This window comes from Vibrio agarivorans (genome assembly GCF_030409635.1).
Lineage (GTDB): Bacteria > Pseudomonadota > Gammaproteobacteria > Enterobacterales > Vibrionaceae > Vibrio > Vibrio agarivorans.
In genome coordinates this window covers 2,926,665-2,945,955 of sequence record NZ_JAUFQF010000004.1, presented here as the reverse complement: position 1 = coordinate 2,945,955, position 19,291 = coordinate 2,926,665, and the positions used below count along the sequence as shown (strand labels likewise).

Below are 19,291 nucleotides of genomic sequence, written 5' to 3'. Positions count from 1 at the left end.
TTCACAATTCAATCTCTCGCCACTCCCCAGGTTGCAAGTCCCCTAACGCAATATTCGCCATTGAAGCACGGATAAGACGTAGCGTTGGAAAGCCGATGTTAGCCGTCATTCGGCGAACTTGGCGGTTTTTCCCTTCAATAATGGTGATGGCTAACCACGTTGTTGGAATGTTGGCACGAAAGCGTACAGGAGGGTTACGTGGCCACAAATCAGGCTCTTGCATGATTTCAACTTTTGCAGGTAGCGTCATGCCATCTTTCAGCTCCACGCCACGGCGAAGTTTCTCAAGATCTTCATCTGTTGGGGCGCCATCGACTTGCACCCAGTAGGTTTTAGGTGATTTAGATTTTGGTTGGGTAAGCTTAGCTTGCAAAATACCATCATTGGTCAACACCATCAGGCCCTCGCTATCACGGTCTAGACGGCCTGCTGCGTAGACTTCTTTGATAGGAATATAGTCGGCCAGTGTTTTGCGACCTTCGCCATCAGTGAACTGACTCAGTGTGTCATAAGGCTTGTTAAAGATAATCACTTTGCGCTCTTCTGCACTAACGCTCTTCGGTTTAGTGCCGCGATTTGCTCGCTGAGAACTATTTTTCTTCGCTGGGCGTTTGAAGCGAGTCGTATTACGTGTTGATGATGGGCGGCGAGAAGGACGTGATTCTCTAACGGGCATGTTAACTACCTTGCAAAAATGTAACGAAAACGTATGCGAAATTTCTGAATAGAGGCAAAGTGCGCTATCATTCGCACGCCCAAAATCAGTATTCGAGCGCAAGATGATAGACTATTTCACTCATTTTGTTTAATTATGTAGTCTTGAATACACAACAACACCAATGCAGAGTGCTTATTAAAGTATACGACACGAAGTCATCTGCAGAGGCAATAACAATAATTGGGCAGCAAGAGTGGGGATGAAAATCAGCTTGCTGCCTCAAACATCTCGGCATCATACATCCATTGGTGTCGCTAAATTATAGGGAAATTTCATGTCTTCAGAAAAACCTACAATTATTTATACCATCACTGACGAAGCTCCAGCATTGGCGACGTATTCTCTTTTGCCAATCATTCAGTCCTTTACGGCTTCATCTGGTATTAATGTAGACACTCGTGACATCTCACTAGCAGGCCGTATTCTCGCTAACTTTCCAGAGCACCTCACTGATGAACAACGTATTGGTGATGCGCTAACTGAGCTAGGTGAACTGGCTAAAACACCTGAAGCCAACATTATCAAGTTGCCAAATATTTCGGCGTCTATTCCACAACTTCAGGCTGCGATAAAAGAGCTCAAGCAAAAAGGTTACGCCTTACCAGATTACCCGGCGGAACCTGGCACTTATGAAGAGAAAGCGATCAAAGAGACTTACGACAAGATCAAAGGCAGTGCGGTAAACCCAGTATTGCGTGAAGGTAACTCAGACCGCCGCGCTCCGCTGTCGGTGAAAAACTATGCGAAGAAAAACCCACACTCAATGGGTGCTTGGTCGAAAGATTCTCAGTCGCATGTTTCAAGCATGAGCGATAATGATTTCTTCGGTAGCGAAAAATCAACGACTGTTGAGAGTGCAACCGATGTTTCTATTGAGTTTGTTGCAAACTCGGGTGAGAAGAAAACGCTTAAGGCCGCTTTCCCGCTTCTAGATAAAGAAATCATCGATTGTTCAGTGATGAACAAAAATGCGCTGGTACGCTTCTTTGAAGAACAAATTGCAGAAGCGAAAGAGCAAGACGTGCTGTTATCGCTGCACATGAAAGCCACCATGATGAAGGTGTCTGACCCGGTTATCTTTGGCCATGCCGTCAAGGTTTACTACAAGTCTGTGTTTGAGAAATACGGTCAACTGTTTGATGAGTTAGGTGTTGATGTTAACAATGGGATTGGTGATGTTTATGCCAAGATAGCTCAGCTTCCGGCAGAACAAAAAGCCGAAATCGAACAAGCACTGCTAGCGGTTTACGAGACACAACCGGCATTGGCGATGGTGGACTCTGACCGTGGTATTACTAACCTGCATGTGCCAAGTGATATCATCGTTGATGCATCGATGCCTGCAATGCTACGAGCATCTGGCCAAATGTGGGGCCCTGACGGCAAGCAGAAAGACACCAAGGCGATGATTCCCGACCGCAGCTACGCGAGTATCTATCAAGCGGTTATTGACTTCTGTAAAGAGCACGGTGCATTTGATCCAACCACAATGGGCAGCGTGCCAAACGTTGGGCTAATGGCTCAAAAAGCCGAAGAGTATGGCTCGCACGACAAAACATTTGTTATGGAAGCGGACGGTGAAGTTCAGGTCGTATCGAAAGAGGGTACTGTATTACTGAGTCAGAGCGTTGAGCAAGGCGATATCTTCCGTATGTGCCAAGTGAAAGACGCGCCGATTCAAGACTGGGTAAAACTGGCAGTGACTCGTGCCCGCGCAAGTGGTGCTCCTGCGGTATTCTGGCTTGACAAGGCTCGCGCACATGACGCAGAGCTGATTAAGAAAGTCGAAGCGTACCTACCAAACCATGACACTGACGGCCTTGATATTCGTATCCTAGCGCCATTAGATGCGTGTTTAGTCTCCCTAGAGCGTATTAAAGAGGGGCTAGATACGATTTCTGTCACAGGTAACGTACTGCGTGATTACTTAACCGATCTGTTCCCAATTCTAGAGCTGGGTACTTCAGCTAAGATGTTATCTATTGTGCCATTAATGAACGGTGGTGGCTTGTTTGAGACAGGGGCTGGTGGTTCTGCACCGAAGCACGTTCAACAAGTACAAAAAGAGAACCACTTACGCTGGGACTCTTTGGGTGAATTCTTAGCACTTGCCGCTTCTCTAGAGCACCTAAGCACCGTTACAGGCAATACTAAGGCACAAGTACTGGCTGACGCACTTGATTCAGCAACGGGTGAGTTCCTAGACAACAACAAATCACCTTCAAGAAAAGTCGGTGAGCTTGATAACCGAGGCAGCCACTATTACCTAGCTTGTTACTGGGCTCAAGCATTGGTAGCACAATCGGCAGATGCAGAGTTGGCAGAGCAGTTTGCTCCAGTAGCGAAAGCATTGGTTGAAAACGAAGAAGCTATCGTGGCTGAACTGAATACCGCACAAGGTGTTGTTGGTGAGCTTGGTGGTTACTACGCATTGAATGATGAGTTAACGTCTACCTTGATGCGTCCAAGTGCTACCTTGAATCAGATCATCGGCTAACCACCAATAGTGAGCAACCTTGAGCCACTTGTGGTGATGGGTTACTTGGTGATAACTAAATAATTGAGTGATAGACAATTAATAGAAAGCCCCGCATTTTCGAGTGCGGGGCTTTTTCTATCAGGAGAAGTTTGACGCCTTGGCGTCTGGAATTATGTAGAACTATTTAGCAGCTTGTGCGAGCTCAAATTCCACTGGTGTCACTGAACTTGCGTGAGACCCTTTTGGTCCGCTCTCCACTTCGTAGGAGACAGTTTGTCCTGCTTTCAAAGTGCGGTAGCCATCCATTTTAATTGTTGAGTAGTGGGCGAAAATGTCACCATCACCGGACTCTGGACAAATAAAGCCAAATCCCTTGGCGTTGTTGAACCATTTAACTGTACCTGTAGCCATGCTTTACATCCCTCTTGCATTATTACTTGACGTTGTTACGTGAAATTTATCTAGCTGCTGCTAAATTGTTGCTCACACTTGTCCAATCTAGACCAAGATTTAATCAAGTCAATATCTAAGCGTTATATTTGATTACTAATTAGGGCGTGTATTCATTTTTGAGATTTACAATTGTGTAACTTTTTAGATGAGTGCTGCATTGAAAGGACAGTCAGCATCAAGTAAACCCAACCGCAAACAGCATAGTTAAGCAAAGCCTTGTTGAGTAGGCTTTCAGCAGCGTGGTGCTTTTTTCGGCAATCGATCTCTGAAATTGAAAAACAGCGATCTTTTTATTTGCAGCGATTGATAGGCTGGATTAGTCTTAAATTGAAGCTGCTAGAAACAATTAACTAACAAAATGTCGATGAGTTTTAGACGCTAAGGTGTTAGGATAACTCACTAGTGGCCAATAACAATGTAACTAGGAACATGAGCGGAAATTTTGATTGGGTATCTCCGGATTTTGACCTTCTGGAACGAGAAGAAACTAAGGTTAAACCACCGGCGATGTATAACGTAATACTTAACAATGATGATTACACACCAATGGATTTTGTCATTGATATTTTGACGCGCTTTTTCTCTATGGATGAAGACAAAGCGACCCAGACAATGCTTCAAGTTCACTACCAAGGCAAAGCCATTTGTGGCACGTTCACTTCTGAAGTGGCAGAGACGAAAGTCGCTCAAGTCACTATGTATGCAAGAGAGAACGAACACCCTCTGCTTTGTACCATGGAGCAAGCCTAACGGGTTAACTTAGTACTTAAGCACACAAAGTACGATAAGTAAGCTCAGTACTTTAAGTAAGCACTGTATTTTCAGTAAAAACAGTACTCTTAGGCGAGTTCCATAGTAAGCATCAGGATGAGCTTCGTGAGGATTTGTTCCGTAAGGGGGTACTTATGCTTAATAAAGAACTAGAGTCGAGTCTCAACAGCGCATTTGGTCGTGCCCGAGACAAAAGACATGAATTTATGACCGTGGAGCACCTCCTGCTGGCGTTGTTGGATAACAATGCAGCACGTGAAGCGCTAACGGCGTGTCAGGCCGATATAGAAGCTCTGCGTCAAGAGCTTGATATTTTTATTGACCAAACCACACCTCTTATTCCAGAAAACGATGATTCACGCGAAACCCAGCCAACCCTGAGTTTCCAGCGCGTTTTGCAGCGCGCCGTTTTCCATGTTCAGTCTTCAGGCCGCAATGAAGTGTCTGGTGCGAACGTGCTTGTCGCGATATTCAGCGAGCAAGAGTCTCAAGCTGCATACCTACTCAAGAAAAACGATGTGAGCCGACTCGACATCGTAAACTATATCTCTCATGGCATTTCCAAAGATGGCGGCGGCGCGTCAGGCAGTGAGCCTTCGTCAGGCCCGCTTGGTGGAGGCGCAGAGCCAGTCGAAGAGGCGAGCTCTGAAGATCGCCTAGAGAACTTCGCCACTAATCTTAATCAAGTTGCGCGTAGCGGGAATATTGACCCGTTAATTGGTCGAGACAAAGAACTAGAGCGTACGATTCAAGTCTTGTGTCGTCGTCGTAAGAACAACCCGTTGTTAGTGGGTGAAGCAGGCGTCGGCAAAACTGCGATTGCAGAAGGTCTCGCTTGGAGAATTGTTGAGGGCCAAGTCCCAGACGTAATTCAGAACAGCGTGATTTATTCTCTAGACATCGGTTCGCTACTTGCGGGTACCAAATATCGTGGTGATTTTGAGAAGCGCTTCAAAGCCATTCTCAAGCAGCTCGAGAAAGAAGACGATGCTATTTTGTTCATTGATGAAATCCACACCATTATCGGTGCGGGTGCCGCTTCGGGTGGTCAAGTCGATGCCGCTAACCTGATTAAGCCTCTATTAAGCAGCGGTAAACTGCGCTGCATTGGTTCAACGACCTACCAAGAATATGCCAACATTTTTGAGAAAGAGCGTGCCTTGTCTCGCCGCTTCCAAAAAATTGATGTGGTTGAGCCATCGCTTGACGATACAACCAAGATCCTAATGGGTCTCAAACCCAAGTACGAAGAGCATCATGAGGTGCGATACACCAATAAAGCCCTCCGTGCTGCCGTAGAGCTGTCAGCGAAATACATCAATGAGCGTCATTTGCCTGATAAAGCGATTGACGTAATCGATGAGGCAGGGGCGCGTAGCCGTCTTGCACCAGCCAGTCGCCGTAAGAAAACGGTTGGTGTGGCAGATATCGAATCGATGGTTGCGAAGATGGCACGTATTCCAGAGAAATCGGTTTCCTCTTCAGACAAAGATATCCTGCAAGCGCTAGATAGAAAGATGAAGATGCTGGTATTTGGTCAAGATCCTGCTATTGATGCATTGAGTGAAGCCATCAAGCTATCTCGTGCAGGTCTTGGTATCGACCACAAACCGGTTGGCTCGTTCCTATTTGCAGGGCCGACAGGTGTAGGTAAAACGGAAGTGACACTGCAACTAGCCAAGTTGATGGGTATCGAGCTACTGCGCTTCGATATGTCTGAATACGGTGAGCGTCATTCGGTGAGCCGTTTGATTGGTGCGCCTCCTGGTTATGTTGGATATGATCAAGGCGGCTTATTAACCGATGCGGTAATTAAGCACCCTCACTCAGTCGTGCTGCTCGATGAGATTGAGAAAGCTCACCCGGATATCTTCAACCTGCTTCTACAGGTGATGGACAACGGTACGCTAACGGATAACAATGGACGTAAAGCTGACTTCCGCAATGTTATTTTGGTCATGACGACCAATGCTGGTGTTCAAGAGACTCAGAAAAAATCGATTGGTCTTATTCAACAAGACCACAGCCATGACGCCATGTCTGAGATTAAAAAGGTGTTCACTCCAGAGTTCCGTAACCGTCTTGATAGCATCATCTGGTTCAACAGTCTTGATGAGCAAGTTATTCATCAAGTGGTTGATAAGTTCATCGTCGAACTACAAGTACAGCTCGATGCCCGTGGCGTTTCACTTGAAGTGGATGAAGACGCCCGCCAATGGTTGGCTCACAAAGGCTACGACAAAGCGATGGGCGCAAGACCAATGGGACGAGTTATTCAAGAGCAGCTTAAGAAGCCACTGGCAAACGAATTGCTGTTTGGCTCGCTGGTTGATGGCGGCACAGTAAAAGTGTCTCTGAAAGACGAAGAGCTCGAGTTCGCCTACATTGGCTCGAAAGAGGAAGCGCTGCACTAGTTGTGTGTTGATTTGCACAATGAATGAGTAGCAGGCGCTCAAGCAGTAAAAACCGAAGGGGTGAAAATCTCTTCGGTTTTTTATTTTTAACAAGCAAGTATTAGTTTCTTGGAAAACGATTGAGCAGGGTCTTATAGGCTAAGTCAACGTTATCTGGGATGACTTGTTCTGTAAGAAAGCCCAGCGTCGGATAGGCTTTAACTCGTTCAAAATCTTCTAGAACAGCGTTGATGACAAAGCTAGACGTAAACACATCACTATCTAGATAATCCAGAAAAGAGCCACCTTGCGAAACAACGTGTAATGCTTGATAGGGAGCAGGCCACTGCTTTTCAAACGTGGCATAAGCACGACGCTCCATAAAGGGCTTCTGTACTAATGTAAAGCGGGTAGCGTTGGGCATTTTTGACTGGAGAAGTTGGGCAGAAAATGCCACATTTTCACCTGAGTTAGTAGAAGCATTTTCAATCAATATATCACCGCTTGGTACACCTAATGACTTAGCAATGTCTGCAAATATATCCGCTTCAGGGCGATCAAAGTGGTCTTGCGTGAAGCGTCCTAAGCCGCCAGAGAATAGAATTTTTGGAGCGATACCTTGGTGATAGAGTGTCGCAGCAGTTTGTGCGACACGAGTATCATTACTGCAAAAAACTACAATACAATCACTGGCCTTTGGTGTGTGATGCAGTTGCATGAAATCCCATAGTGATTCAATCGCCTGATAAATTCGCATGATTTTACATCGTCCCTATTGCATCTAATGCATTGAATATATGTGAGTATTTGAATTTGAATTCAGCAGCGATAAGCTTGCTTGCAACGATTCTTTTATCCTGAGTATGGCTTGGTGCCGGCAACGCAATAGGTTCGTGATAGTGCTTGGTGGCGCGCTGATAGAATTGGTATTTACTAACGGTCTCGGGTGTTGTGACATTATAAATCTCGTTATCCCCTGATGTGAGGACAAACTCAATCACAGCGATAACATCATCGAGATGCACCATATTAGCCGGTGCTTGATCGCTGATGGATTTCAGGCGTTTTGCAAAGCGAGCTGGATGACGATTTGGGCCAATTAAGCCCGAGCAGCGCAAGATGGTGTAGGACACTTGACTCTTTATGACCTGTTGTTCAGCTGAGAGTAGCAGTTGAGTTTTCTCGTCAAGATCCTTTCCACCGATTTGTCGTGTTTCAACCATGTCTTCAGCAATCGATGGATAGACTCCCGTGGTGCTGACCATGATGATTTTACCAACGCCATGCATCACTGCTAACTCACTGACCTGACGCCAGTTTTCAACATATCTAGAGGGGGTGTCTGAGCGAAGCCCAGGAGGGAAACAACCCACGATAACATCGGGCTGAAAGTCTTGGAGGTGATTCTCTGATTGAGTTGAGAGGGGTGTACCAAGCTCAAGATGCAGTGTATGAAGACCGGTCTTTGCAAGGTCATCACACCCTTTTTTTGACGTCTTTGTCACTAAGACATCATGGCCGTTTGTGTGCAAAAAATGGCCAAGGGGCAGCCCTAACCAACCACCTCCAATAATCAAAATCTTCAATTTGGTTTCCTTACTCACAGTGTCGATGGCTAAATCATAACCTGAAATGGGTTAGGCAGGCACATGTTATCCACATTTTCTGTGGATAACACAGGTAATGTTCGTGAGCACTTAGCCTGCGAGCGAGTCAATATCAAAGTTCTATTTTTTAATATGTTAATGGGTTGTGTAATTTGTCTGATTCTACAATTCGACACAACCGTTAATATATTTTCATATAAAACCCCATTCGATCACAACTCCGGATGAGCTCAAAAAAGTGTGGAATAACAAGGGATGCACGCGAGTTTTACATTGAATAAACCTAGTATGATGGTCTACCATTTTAACTAAGAAGTAGTATTTCAAATTCGTGCTCAGATGAGGGCGGGTCAGTTTTTCAATTGCAACTTATAGGCATTATGTATGAGTGATGTTAACAAAATAGACGGTGCAGAGGAGCGTTCACTGGAATGGAAGTCATTCCTGATCATCGCAGTACTCCTGTTCCCAGTACTAAGCGTCGCATTGGTTGGCGGTTACGGCTTTATCGTGTGGATGCTTCAGGTCTTCGTATTCGGTCCTCCTGGTGCTCATGGCTAACACCTAACTCCCTTTTTTAAAGAATCTTAGAGAAGTAATCTTATGTCTTTCATCAAAAAATTGTGGCGTACTATGACGCGCCCAGCTGTACACATCAGTCTCGGTGTGCTTACGTTAGGTGGTTTCCTTGCCGGCGTGATCTTCTGGGGTGGTTTTAACACCGCACTTGAAGCGACGAACACCGAAGAGTTCTGTATTAGCTGTCACACTATGCGTGATAACGTATACGTAGAACTTCAAGATACCGTTCACTGGAAAAACAACTCTGGTGTTCGTGCTACCTGTCCTGATTGTCACGTACCTCATAACTGGACGGATAAAATCGCTCGTAAGATGCAGGCTTCTAAAGAAGTATTTGCACAGATCTTCGGCGATCTTGATACCCCTGAAAAATTCGAAGCTCGTCGTTTAGAGCTGGCTCGTCACGAATGGGATCGTTTCTCAGCAAATGGCTCTCTAGAGTGTAAAAACTGTCACAACTACGACTCAATGGACTTCGAGCAAATGTCTCCAACAGCTCGTATCCAAATGGCATCAGCGGCAGAGCGTGACCAAAGCTGTGTGGATTGTCACAAAGGTATCGCACACCACCTTCCACAAGATATGGAAGCAGCTAGCGGCATCGTGGGTGATCTAGAGCAAGTAGCAAACAGCACTCGCTACTCAAACGGCAGCGATGTGATCTCTATTCGTCACCTACCAATGTACACAGACGAAACAGCGCAGACAGAAGCCGGTCTCCTTAGCCCAGCAAGCCAAGTGGCGATTGTTGGTGAGAAAGGCGACATGATTGAAATTCAAATTGACGGTTGGCGTAAAGCGAAAGGCTTTGGTCGAGTGCTTCAAGAAGATTTCGGTATGAACATCTCTACCGCTATCTTGACTCGTGAAGTATCGACAAGCGATATCGTAAACGTTGGCGAGAAGAAAGAAGACGAATTGACGGGTCTTCCATGGGAAGAAGTGACAGTGAATCTATGGATGAAGAAAGAGTCTATGGTTGCTGACTTTGACCCAATCTGGAAAGCGGCTGGCGAAGCCTATCAGTCAAACTGTTCAACTTGTCACACACAACCTGATGAAGCGCACTTCAGTGCTAACGGTTGGGTCGGCATGCTCGACGGTATGATCGCATTCGTTAACTTCGATACAGATACAGAGGCGCTAGTACTTAAGTACCTACAGAAGCACTCATCTGATTTCTCTGAAGGCCACCACTAATAAGACGTCAATTGGAGTTAAAAAATGGCAATTACACGAAGAAGTTTTCTTAAAGGTGTAGCAGGGACTAGTGCGGCCTCTTTGATTGGCCCTAGCTTGCTGGCCTCGGCGTCTGCGAATGCGGCTGAAACAGAAGGCACTTGGAAAGTATCAGGCTCTCACTGGGGTGCATTCCGCGCTCGAGTGTGGGGCGGCAAGGTTCAAGAGATTAAACCTCTTGAGATCGATAAATACCCAACAGATATGTTGAATGGTATTAAAGGCATCATTTACAGCCCATCTCGCGTACGTTACCCAATGGTGCGCCTAGATTGGCTGAAGAAGCACAAGTATTCAGCAGACACGCGTGGTAACAACCGGTTCGTTCGCGTGACATGGGATGAGGCTTTAGACCTATTCTATCGTGAGCTTGAGCGCGTACAAAAAGACTACGGCCCTTGGGCTCTGCATACTGGTCAAACTGGCTGGCGTCAGACAGGTCAGATGCACAGCTGTAACAACCACATGCAGCGTGCTATGGGTCTGCACGGTTACTCTGTTAAGAAAGTAGGTGACTACTCAACAGGTGCGGGTCAAACGATTCTGCCTTACGTACTTGGCTCAACTGAGGTTTACGCACAAGGTACGTCTTGGGAGTTGATTCTTGAGAACAGTGATAACATTGTTTTGTGGGGCAACGATCCAGTTAAAAACCTCCAAGTGGGTTGGACCTGTGAAACTCATGAGTCATTTGCCTACCTTGAACAGTTGAAAGAGAAAGTTGAGAACAAAGAGATCAACGTTATCTCTGTTGACCCTGTTCGCAACAAGACCGCTCGCTACCTTGGTAATGATCTACGCTACATCAACCCACACACAGACGTACCGTTTATGTTGGGTGTGGCGCACGTACTTTATAACGAAGGTCTTTACGATGAGAAATTCATTGAGACTTATTGTCTAGGCTTCGAAGACTTCATCAAATACGTTCAAGGTGAGACCAAAGACCGTATTGAGAAGACGCCTGAATGGGCGGCTGAAATCTGTGGTGCAAGCGCACAAGAGATCCGTGAGTTTGCTCGTATGCTTGTCAACGGTCGCACACAGATCTTGGTGGGTTGGAGTATCCAGCGTCAAGAGCATGGTGAGCAGCCTTACTGGATGGCGGCAGTTATCGCAGCGATGGTTGGCCAAATTGGTCTACCGGGCGGCGGTATTTCTTACGGTCACCACTATTCAGGTATCGGTGTTTCATCAACGGGCTTTGCTGCACCTGGTTCGTTCCCTTTGAACATCGACCAAGGTCAAACGCCTAAGCACACTAACCAAGACTTCAATGGTTACAGCCGCGTCATTCCGGTAGCACGTTGGGTTGATGCCTTGATTGAACCTGGTAAGAAGATCAACGCAAACGGCGCAGTGATCACGCTTCCTGACACTAAGATGATGGTATTCAGTGGTAACAACCCATGGCACCACCATCAAGACCGCAACAAGATGAAGCAGGCGTTTAAAGCGCTTCAAACGGTTGTGTCGATTGACTTTGCATGGACGGCAACGTGTCGTTTCTCTGATATCGTACTGCCAGCATGTACTCAGTTTGAACGTAACGATATCGATGGCTACGGTGCATATTCAGGCCGTGGTCTGATTGCGATGCATAAGCTAGTTGACCCATTATTCCAGTCGAAGACAGACTTCGATATTATGACAGAGCTAACGGCTCGCTGGGGTCGTGACAAAGATTACACGCGCGGTATGTCAGAGATGGAGTGGGTGAAATCACTTTACGACAACTGTAAAGCAGCAAACGAAGGCAAGTTTGATATGCCTGAATTTGCAGAGTTCTGGGAGAAAGGCTTCCTAGACTTCGGTAAAGGCCAACCTTGGGTTCGCCATGCTTCTTTCCGTGAAGACCCAGAGATCAATGCGCTAGGTACACCATCTGGCTTTATTGAAATCACAAGTCGTACGATCGGCAACATGGGCTATGAACACTGTCAAGAGCACCCTATGTGGTTTGAGAAATCAGAGCGCTCTCACGGTGGTCCAGGCTCTAAGAAACACCCATTCTGGCTGCAGTCTTGTCACCCAGATAAGCGCCTGCACTCTCAGATGTGTGAATCAGAAGAGTTCCGCGCGACATACGCAGTACAAGGTCGTGAGCCAATCTACATCAATCCAGAAGATGCGAAGAAGAAAGGCATCAAAGATGGCGATGTCGTTCGTGTGTTCAACGACCGTGGTCAGCTTCTAGCCGGTGCCGTTCTGATGGACGCATACGCTCCAGGCGTTGTGCGTATTGAAGAAGGTGCTTGGTATGGCCCTATGAACGAAAAAGTCGGCGCACTAGATACTTACGGCGATCCAAACACACTGACGCAAGACATCCCATCTTCGGAACTTGCTCAGGCGACCAGCGCCAACACGTGTCAGGTTAATATTGAGAAGTTCACCGGTGAATTACCACCAGTAACCTCATTCGGTGGTCCGATTGAAGTGGCATAGCCACTAACCCAACCGAGCTGAACAAAAGGGCAAGTGATGATTCACTTGCCCTTTTTAGTACCAATGGAATAGTCGCTATTCCTATTTTACTGCTTGATTTCGATAGACTAAGTCGCTGGTGGATTTAGCAAGGTTTCGCGCTGCAGTGAGTTAGGGATTACCCACCTATTTACAACAGTAAATTAGACACAGTTTAGGGTAGTCGACAATGAAATTTATGCGCATTGAAAACGGTTTGGTGAAAGATCATACCGGACGTCGTTGGATGAGTATTTGGTTTTATCGCAAGAGCAATAATCTACAAACACAAACCAAACAGCTGACAGAGGCACAAGGTATTGCGCTTCAGCGCGAAGGGCATCCTATGCATTGGGGCGACAATGAAATCATGAAATGTAAAGTGAGGATGTTTCCTGAAGTGGTTTTGGACAATCACTATTCAACAGTGATTTAAATCTGATTTCAGCACTATCTTTAACGGTGAAAGGTATAAAGGTGAAAGCTCAACGGTGTATCAAGCTTTCACCAATATCAACAAAAGCTACTTGCGCTTTGTTTCGCGTTTTTGCAGCTCAAATTCAAACTCATCTGGGTAAAGTACAATGCCTTCGCCCTCAGAGTCTGGAAAAACCACGAGTGAGAGTTCGTCTTCTTCTAATCCACGAGTCCAGCGGCTCTTCCATTTTGCTAAAGAGATCGGCTCTGCTTTAAAGCCTTCCCACTCATCGGTTGCCCACATAAGCGCGTGCTCTTCAGATGGCCATACTGGAACACACTCTTCATCATCAGTATTGAGAAGGACACTACCGTGTTCATCGATCAGTAGCCAAATTTTCAGATCAGCTACCGCAGATTTAAAGAAGATATTCATTCGTTCCATCGGATCTTTAGGAACTGATGGTGTATTTACAGAAGTCATGACAACCCTTTGGTGTTCAGTGAGATAAACTAGATTATAGTCGAGTCGAGTAGCCTGTGGCTACAGCGAGTATAAGGGGGATGGGTGGAACCAATCAGATTAACTCAACAAGACAATGGAACTGACACCTACCTAGGCATAGACGGCTGTAAATCAGGTTGGTGCGTATGGTGCTTATCCGATGGTGTGCTCTCGTTTGATGTATTCCCAACCCTGAACGCTCTGTTTGCATCATTTGATAAACCGGTGCATTGCCTAATCGATATGCCGATAGGTTTTAGTGATGCTGTTACTCCGGATCGATTGTGTGACAAAGCGGCGCGAAAGCGACTGACAAAGGTTAGGCAGTCTTCGGTGTTCCCTGTGCCGTGCAAGGCAGCAGTTTATTCACAAGATTATGCGACTGCATGTAAAGTGAACCTTGAACAATTGGGTAAGAAATTCTCAAAGCAAACATGGGGAATTGTGCCAAAAATCCGTGAACTGAATGATTTTTTGGAGCTTGACTCTCAGCATGTGATTCGTGAGTCTCACCCGGAAGTTCTATTTACGGTGTTAGCTGGAGAGCCTCTTCGCCACAGCAAGCGCAGCAAAGAGGGGCTAGCTCAACGCATTGTATTGTTAGAAGCACTGAGCCCTGCCTTGAAGGAGGCGTTAGAACATGCCTTTCGCAGCACAATGAAAAAGGTGGCAATGCCGGATGATATCGTTGATGCGCTTGTGCTATGTATCGTGAGCCAATCTCAACGCAGATTGACTCGTTTTCCTACCTGCGTTGATTATGATGCAGATGGTCGCTGTCGAGAGATTGTTTATCCCACCGAGTTTTTGGTTCCAACTATCCAACACATAAAGATTGCGGGCGTTTGCTATCCGCTCTCTTAGTGTCTTTGATGCCTAGAAAGGACGCACAGTAGGCTACTCCAGCCAATCACCAGTAGCCATAGGTGGGTATAATGTTGTGACACCTGCTGCCAGCTTGCCCCCATTTGATTGAGCGATAAGAACGCTTTAATCGCTACGGTGCTTGGGAACAAATCAGCTGCCCAAAGGAGCGGTGTTGGTATCATTTCGACAGGCCAAATAAAGCCTGCAAGAAAAACCAATGGCATCGAGCTTATCAGGACTAAGACGGTAACAAGTTCTCTGCGAGGTAGCCAATAGCCCAAAGTGTACCCAACGAGACAGCAAGCAATGAGAAAAGGAAGCAGCATTGAGAGAATATCACCCATGGAAGCAATCGTACTGACACCATGCATCTCAAAGCTCGCACCGAAATAGTACATACTGAGCAGATAGTAAATACCAACAAGGATTAAGGTTCTTGCCGTGAGCAGTTTAAAGCGTGAAAGGTTATCCCAATATCCTGGTTGGCCTTTTTGCGTGCCCACCATCAGGCCTGCCGCCATTACCAATGTCTGTTGCAAAATGAGGACGAATACCGCAGGAACCACATAATCTACATAGCCCATTCGAGGGTTAAAAGTAGGTTTTAAATTCGATTTCACAGCGCTGTATTGCTCCGAGGCAAGCGCAATCGGCTCACCGGAGGAGAGAATTTGTGCAATTTTGACTTCCGCCCCGAGCGTACCGCCTGCTTGCGCAAGCCCCTCAACTACCGTGCCATAAACCAGAAAGTAAGACGCATCACCCGCATAAGATAAGACCGGACTTTTGCCGAGAAGAAGATCTTTGTGAAAATGCGTCGGAATGACAATAAAGCCTGATATATCGCCTTGTTTGAAGGCTTGTTGCGCCTCAGCGAGTGTATAAACGCGCTTGACGACCTGCACTTGAGGCGTGGCATCAATCATTCGTTCCAGCTTCATACTGACTTGGCTTTTGTCGAGATTGACCACCGCGATCTTCTGCTGCAGTGGGGTCTGTTGTGCATACGGCAATGGGTATAAAAACGAATAAAAGACCACGCCACCGAATACCGTTATCACTACGACAGGGTTGGTTAAAAGCGCAAAGAGCTCGCGTTTAAGCAGAGAAAAGACACTCATGCGAATTGCTCCTTGTGTGACTGTTTTTTGATGATCAAAGTAATAACAACCAGAGGAATAAGGTAGCCAATCATAGGTATAAGGTGTGACATCGTTTGAGCGAAAGTCAGCCCGTAGCTTGTTTGTGAGACTTGAACTTCAATGTAGTGGCTAACCGGTAGGAGATTTCGCCATGCCTGAGCGAGAAATCCCATATCCGTGACTGGAAATGTGATGCCCATGAACGCAAAGCTTGGGGCAGTATAAGCGCCGGCAAAGCTTAGAGCGCGAGCAGGATCAAGCGTGATGAAATAGAATAAGCTACCCATGATCATACAGGCAATAATGGTAAACCATTGGGCAAGGGCAACGATCCATAACGCGCCATGTTGCGGCCAATCCAGCCAGTGATAAAACCAGATGAGAAATAGCACGCCCTGAAATGCAAAAACGACAAAATATCGACTAAGTAGTGTTGCCACCGTGGTGACTGGACGCTCGCCAAGCCATTGCTGCAAGGAGTGGTTCGTTGCACGGTGATTGGCAGCTAAGATCATAATCGCACCCACCACAATACCTATTTGCCAGATAGCGGGCACAATCGCTGAGACCAGAAATTGAGCATAGTTGGTGTTTAAGTTAAAAAGAGGCGTAATTTGAGTGCGGATGGGCACCGCTTTTCCCATTGCTGCATCCAGTACCTGATTCCCTTTTGCCAGTTGTTTGCCGGTTTCTATTGACGCGTTGAAGTAACCTGTCGATTGAACCACCGCTGAGCTAATCAGGCGACCTATCAGAATATACTGGCTGTTATAAAACGTGGTCACTTGAGGCAAGGTTTGTTTTGTAAGCTGCTTATCAAAATCTTTTGGGATCACCACATACGCATACACCTCGCTTTCAACGAGTGCATTTTTCGCATTAAGTGAATCGGCATAATACTCGGTCACGTTCAACGTTGGAGAGGCGTTGAAATGGTTAATTAGGCTACGAGAGGCTTTGCTATGGGATAAATCGACGACACCGATGGGTAGGTCTCGAGCAATACCCTGCGAGAAAATCGCCCAAATGGTGACAGCAAGCACAATGGGGATCCAGGTTAAGCATGCCGTTAACCATTTGTCCTGTTTCAGAATCTCAAGCTGTGAGCGTGGGTTGTTCATCCAGTCACTCCGCTACAGTTCAACGACTAAACTCATGCCAACGCGCAGTTCGCTGTCTTGTTTGATAGGGCGAGCTTCAATCTCGAAGGTGCGTAAATCAAACCCTTGTGACGCATCGGTTGAGCGCCAAGTCGCGAAATCACCCATTACCGCTATGTGAGCAACAACAAACTGTTCGCTGCGATCGAGAGCTGGAAGGTAAGCCTCAAAGGTATCGCCTTTTTTGAAGTGCTTTAGATAGTCTTCACGAACATTTAAAACAGCCCAAGCATCTTTGGTGTCGGTAATGGTGACCACAGGAAACCCTTGTGGAGCTAACTCACCACTTTGCAGTAAAACTTGTGCAACTTCCCCGTCAAACCAGCTTTCGATTTGAGTGTCAGCGGCGAAAGCTTCCACTTCGGCGACTTGACCGGCAGCCATACGCACTTTCTCTGCCGCTGCGACTTTCGTCTCTTCGCGCGCACCTTCTTTGGCCATTTGATACATCTGGAAAGCGGCACTTTCAGTATATTTTGCAGCCTGCCATTGGGTTCTTGCTTCATCACGTTTTTGCTCTGCGACCACACCATCAGCATAGAGGTTGTTGACTCGTTGATAGGTCTTTTCCATTAAATCGGCGGCAGCTTTTGCTTTGAGCCACTGATCTTTAGAGGCTTGAATTTGCTGGCTACGAGCGCCGGTTTCTGCTTCTTGCGCCAATGCACCAGCGGCTTTTTCTCCCGCTTTTGCTTGTTCTAACTTGGCTTCAATTTCTGGGCTGTGCAGTGTAAAGATTAGCTGACCTATTTCAATGTTGTCGCCTTTACGCACGAGTACTTGGTCAATCCTTCCTGGCACTTTAGAGGAGATACTGTATTGCTGTGCTTCAATCATACCTTGGATACGCATGGGTTGAGGTTGATAAGCCGTATAGAAGTTGTAGCCAACCCAACCAGCAAGAGCGAGACCAACGACAGCAAGAGAAAGAGTTTGAGTAGATTTCATGACGGCTCCTAGTTGGCACTCACGTAAGCGCTGGTTTGGTATTGGTTAAAGGTGTTCATTTGGCTGCTGACCGCAAGTAGGCGGGTCAGAGAGACCAGATATTGATAGCGAGCAACGGATTGCTGCGTTTGAATACTGGCCAGATAGAGCTGTGCATCCACCACATCAAGCGAGCTTGATAAACCCTGTTTAAAGGCCTTTTCACGCAGGCGCAGGTTCTCTTGGGCAAGTTCAATACTCGACTCTAGCCCAAGAACTTCATCAATCGCTTGCTGTGCTTCTAGATAAGTTTTTTGTACCAATACCGACAGGTCTTCACGCGCTTGTGATTTCAGCGCTTGAACACGCTGAACCATAGAGTTAGCGGCTTTGATGTTATCTGAGCGGCCTGTTGATTCAATTAAGGGGACACTGACGCCAACTCCTACCATCCAGTCGGGTTTCATTTGGCTGGCTAGCGTATCTTCTTCGTAGAGACTGTAATCACCGTAAAGATACACTTCGGGATAATATTTCCCTTTCTCGGCTTTGATGAGGCTGCTTGCCTGCTTTTCTTTGGCACTGAGAAGTGCAAGCCCGGGATAGGTTGCCAGTGTTTGGTCGATATACACCTGCATTGGAGGCAGGTTTTTATTGATAAACAGCAGTTCGGTAGGTTCTACCGAGGTGCCTTGCGCAAGTATTTTACTCAATGCGGACTGGGCAATGGTAAGCTGGCTTAGGGCTTTGCGCGTCTCTACTTTGGCTTTATCGAGCGAAGCGTCTGCTTGTAAGCGCTCAACGCGTGCGATTTGCCCTTGCTCTTCAAGTTTGACTGCAAACTCTTGGTGTTTGTGCAACCCTTGCTCGACAGCTTGTCGGGTCTTTAATACCTCTTTGGCGAGCACGACGGAGAAATAGTATTTGCTGAGATCTTCGTAACGCGCTTGCACTTCCATATCAAATTGGCTTCTCGCCGCTTCGGTTTCACCTTTGGCCGCCGTTTGCGCCGCGGTGATTCGTCCACCAGTGAAAATCGGCCATACCGCTCGAATCGAGGAGGTGAAAATGTCTTTCTCAGCGATTGTTGTTTCTATACCACCGAGTATAGGCAAAAGGCTAGACAACGCTTGAGCAGAAGCTATATCGAGCCCTGGGATAGTTGTGGCGTCAGCAAGCTGCTTACCCGTCACCGTGACATCGTTATCCAAACGCGTGTAATTAGCGCCAATGGAAACTTGAGGAAGGTTTAGGTTACCTTTTGCCGATTCAAGGTGTTGATAGGTTTCTACATTAGCACGCTCAGCGGCTAAAGAGTGGTTGTTGTCTTGCAGCACTTGCCAAGCTTGATCAAAAGAGATCGCACCAGCATAGCTATTGAAAGTGAGCAGTGATGCACTGCTGATTAGTAATAAGCGTTGTAAATGCGCCATCATCCTGAATACCACGCGTTAGAGTATTAACTCTAAATATAACTAATTTATAGGAGCTTGTTAATATTTAACTATAGGATCATTTGTAACTAATTATCTGAAAGGGATAAAAAAACGCGAGCATCTTGCTCG

Annotated in this window: 17 protein-coding genes; 8 read left to right on the top strand and 9 right to left on the bottom strand. The window is 46.5% G+C overall.

What is annotated here, in order from left to right; translation table 11 throughout:
* Position 1: 1 nt before the first annotated feature.
* Positions 2–676, bottom strand: coding sequence for a pseudouridine synthase (locus QWZ05_RS21990; protein WP_290300713.1), 675 nt, complete (start codon positions 674–676; stop codon positions 2–4).
* Positions 677–992: 316 nt separating this feature from the next.
* Here QWZ05_RS21990 and QWZ05_RS21985 point away from each other — a divergent pair, with 316 nt between their 5' ends.
* A complete protein-coding gene (locus QWZ05_RS21985) occupies positions 993–3,215 on the top strand; it encodes an NADP-dependent isocitrate dehydrogenase (protein WP_290300711.1) in 2,223 nt (740 codons plus the stop codon).
* Between the two features lie 162 nt (positions 3,216–3,377).
* Here the strand turns inward: QWZ05_RS21985 and cspD are convergent, their stop codons facing one another.
* On the bottom strand, positions 3,378–3,608 hold the full coding sequence (gene cspD / locus QWZ05_RS21980; RefSeq protein WP_264875182.1) for a cold shock domain-containing protein CspD: 231 nt from the start codon (positions 3,606–3,608) through the stop codon (positions 3,378–3,380).
* 471 nt (positions 3,609–4,079) lie between these two features.
* Here cspD and clpS point away from each other — a divergent pair, with 471 nt between their 5' ends.
* Both clpS and clpA read left to right on the top strand, forming a co-directional pair.
* Positions 4,080–4,400, top strand: a complete 321-nt coding sequence (gene clpS, locus QWZ05_RS21975) for an ATP-dependent Clp protease adapter ClpS (protein WP_164648670.1) — start codon at positions 4,080–4,082, stop codon at positions 4,398–4,400.
* A gap of 155 nt (positions 4,401–4,555) precedes the next feature.
* Positions 4,556–6,835 (top strand): ATP-dependent Clp protease ATP-binding subunit ClpA, encoded by a 2,280-nt coding sequence (gene clpA / locus QWZ05_RS21970; protein WP_290300709.1) that lies wholly within the window; start codon positions 4,556–4,558, stop codon positions 6,833–6,835.
* A 100-nt stretch (positions 6,836–6,935) separates the two neighbouring features.
* Here clpA and QWZ05_RS21965 read toward each other — a convergent pair whose 3' ends face one another.
* Entirely contained in the window at positions 6,936–7,571 is a 636-nt protein-coding gene (locus QWZ05_RS21965) for a YdcF family protein (RefSeq protein ID WP_290300707.1), read from the bottom strand.
* Between the two features lie 4 nt (positions 7,572–7,575).
* The gene (locus QWZ05_RS21960) at positions 7,576–8,400 is read right to left on the bottom strand and encodes an NAD-dependent epimerase/dehydratase family protein (RefSeq protein WP_290300705.1); all 825 of its coding nucleotides are present in this window, start codon (positions 8,398–8,400) and stop codon (positions 7,576–7,578) included.
* 405 nt (positions 8,401–8,805) lie between these two features.
* On the opposite strand from QWZ05_RS21960, the gene torE reads away from it, so the two are divergent.
* From torE to QWZ05_RS21940, 4 genes are all read left to right on the top strand, one after another.
* Positions 8,806–8,982 (top strand): trimethylamine N-oxide reductase system protein TorE, encoded by a 177-nt coding sequence (torE, locus tag QWZ05_RS21955; protein ID WP_264875186.1) that lies wholly within the window; start codon positions 8,806–8,808, stop codon positions 8,980–8,982.
* 42 nt (positions 8,983–9,024) lie between these two features.
* Positions 9,025–10,203: a pentaheme c-type cytochrome TorC gene (gene torC, locus QWZ05_RS21950; RefSeq protein WP_290300702.1), complete on the top strand. Its 1,179-nt coding sequence runs from the start codon at positions 9,025–9,027 to the stop codon at positions 10,201–10,203.
* 24 nt (positions 10,204–10,227) lie between these two features.
* Positions 10,228–12,690: a trimethylamine-N-oxide reductase TorA gene (gene torA / locus QWZ05_RS21945; RefSeq protein WP_290300701.1), complete on the top strand. Its 2,463-nt coding sequence runs from the start codon at positions 10,228–10,230 to the stop codon at positions 12,688–12,690.
* Between the two features lie 208 nt (positions 12,691–12,898).
* The gene (locus QWZ05_RS21940; RefSeq protein ID WP_264875189.1) at positions 12,899–13,144 is read left to right on the top strand and encodes a hypothetical protein; all 246 of its coding nucleotides are present in this window, start codon (positions 12,899–12,901) and stop codon (positions 13,142–13,144) included.
* Between the two features lie 87 nt (positions 13,145–13,231).
* Here QWZ05_RS21940 and QWZ05_RS21935 read toward each other — a convergent pair whose 3' ends face one another.
* Positions 13,232–13,609 carry a DUF2750 domain-containing protein gene (locus tag QWZ05_RS21935; protein ID WP_390216191.1) on the bottom strand — a complete coding sequence of 126 codons (378 nt, stop codon included), beginning with the start codon at positions 13,607–13,609 and terminating at the stop codon, positions 13,232–13,234.
* Between the two features lie 84 nt (positions 13,610–13,693).
* On the opposite strand from QWZ05_RS21935, the gene QWZ05_RS21930 reads away from it, so the two are divergent.
* The gene (locus tag QWZ05_RS21930) at positions 13,694–14,494 is read left to right on the top strand and encodes a DUF429 domain-containing protein (RefSeq protein ID WP_290300699.1); all 801 of its coding nucleotides are present in this window, start codon (positions 13,694–13,696) and stop codon (positions 14,492–14,494) included.
* On the opposite strand, the gene QWZ05_RS21925 is transcribed toward QWZ05_RS21930, so the two are convergent.
* From QWZ05_RS21925 to QWZ05_RS21910, 4 genes are read right to left on the bottom strand one after another with little or no spacing between them, the layout of a single operon-like run.
* Positions 14,491–15,618 carry an ABC transporter permease gene (locus tag QWZ05_RS21925; RefSeq protein ID WP_290300696.1) on the bottom strand — a complete coding sequence of 376 codons (1,128 nt, stop codon included), beginning with the start codon at positions 15,616–15,618 and terminating at the stop codon, positions 14,491–14,493. The two genes, QWZ05_RS21930 and QWZ05_RS21925, sit on opposite strands and share 4 nt — an antisense overlap.
* Positions 15,615–16,760 (bottom strand): ABC transporter permease, encoded by a 1,146-nt coding sequence (locus tag QWZ05_RS21920; RefSeq protein ID WP_290300694.1) that lies wholly within the window; start codon positions 16,758–16,760, stop codon positions 15,615–15,617. Before QWZ05_RS21920 ends, QWZ05_RS21925 begins: the two co-directional genes overlap by 4 nt.
* A gap of 12 nt (positions 16,761–16,772) precedes the next feature.
* Positions 16,773–17,747: an HlyD family secretion protein gene (locus tag QWZ05_RS21915; protein ID WP_264875194.1), complete on the bottom strand. Its 975-nt coding sequence runs from the start codon at positions 17,745–17,747 to the stop codon at positions 16,773–16,775.
* An 8-nt stretch (positions 17,748–17,755) separates the two neighbouring features.
* Positions 17,756–19,162 (bottom strand): TolC family protein, encoded by a 1,407-nt coding sequence (locus tag QWZ05_RS21910; protein WP_264875195.1) that lies wholly within the window; start codon positions 19,160–19,162, stop codon positions 17,756–17,758.
* Positions 19,163–19,291: the final 129 nt, after the last annotated feature.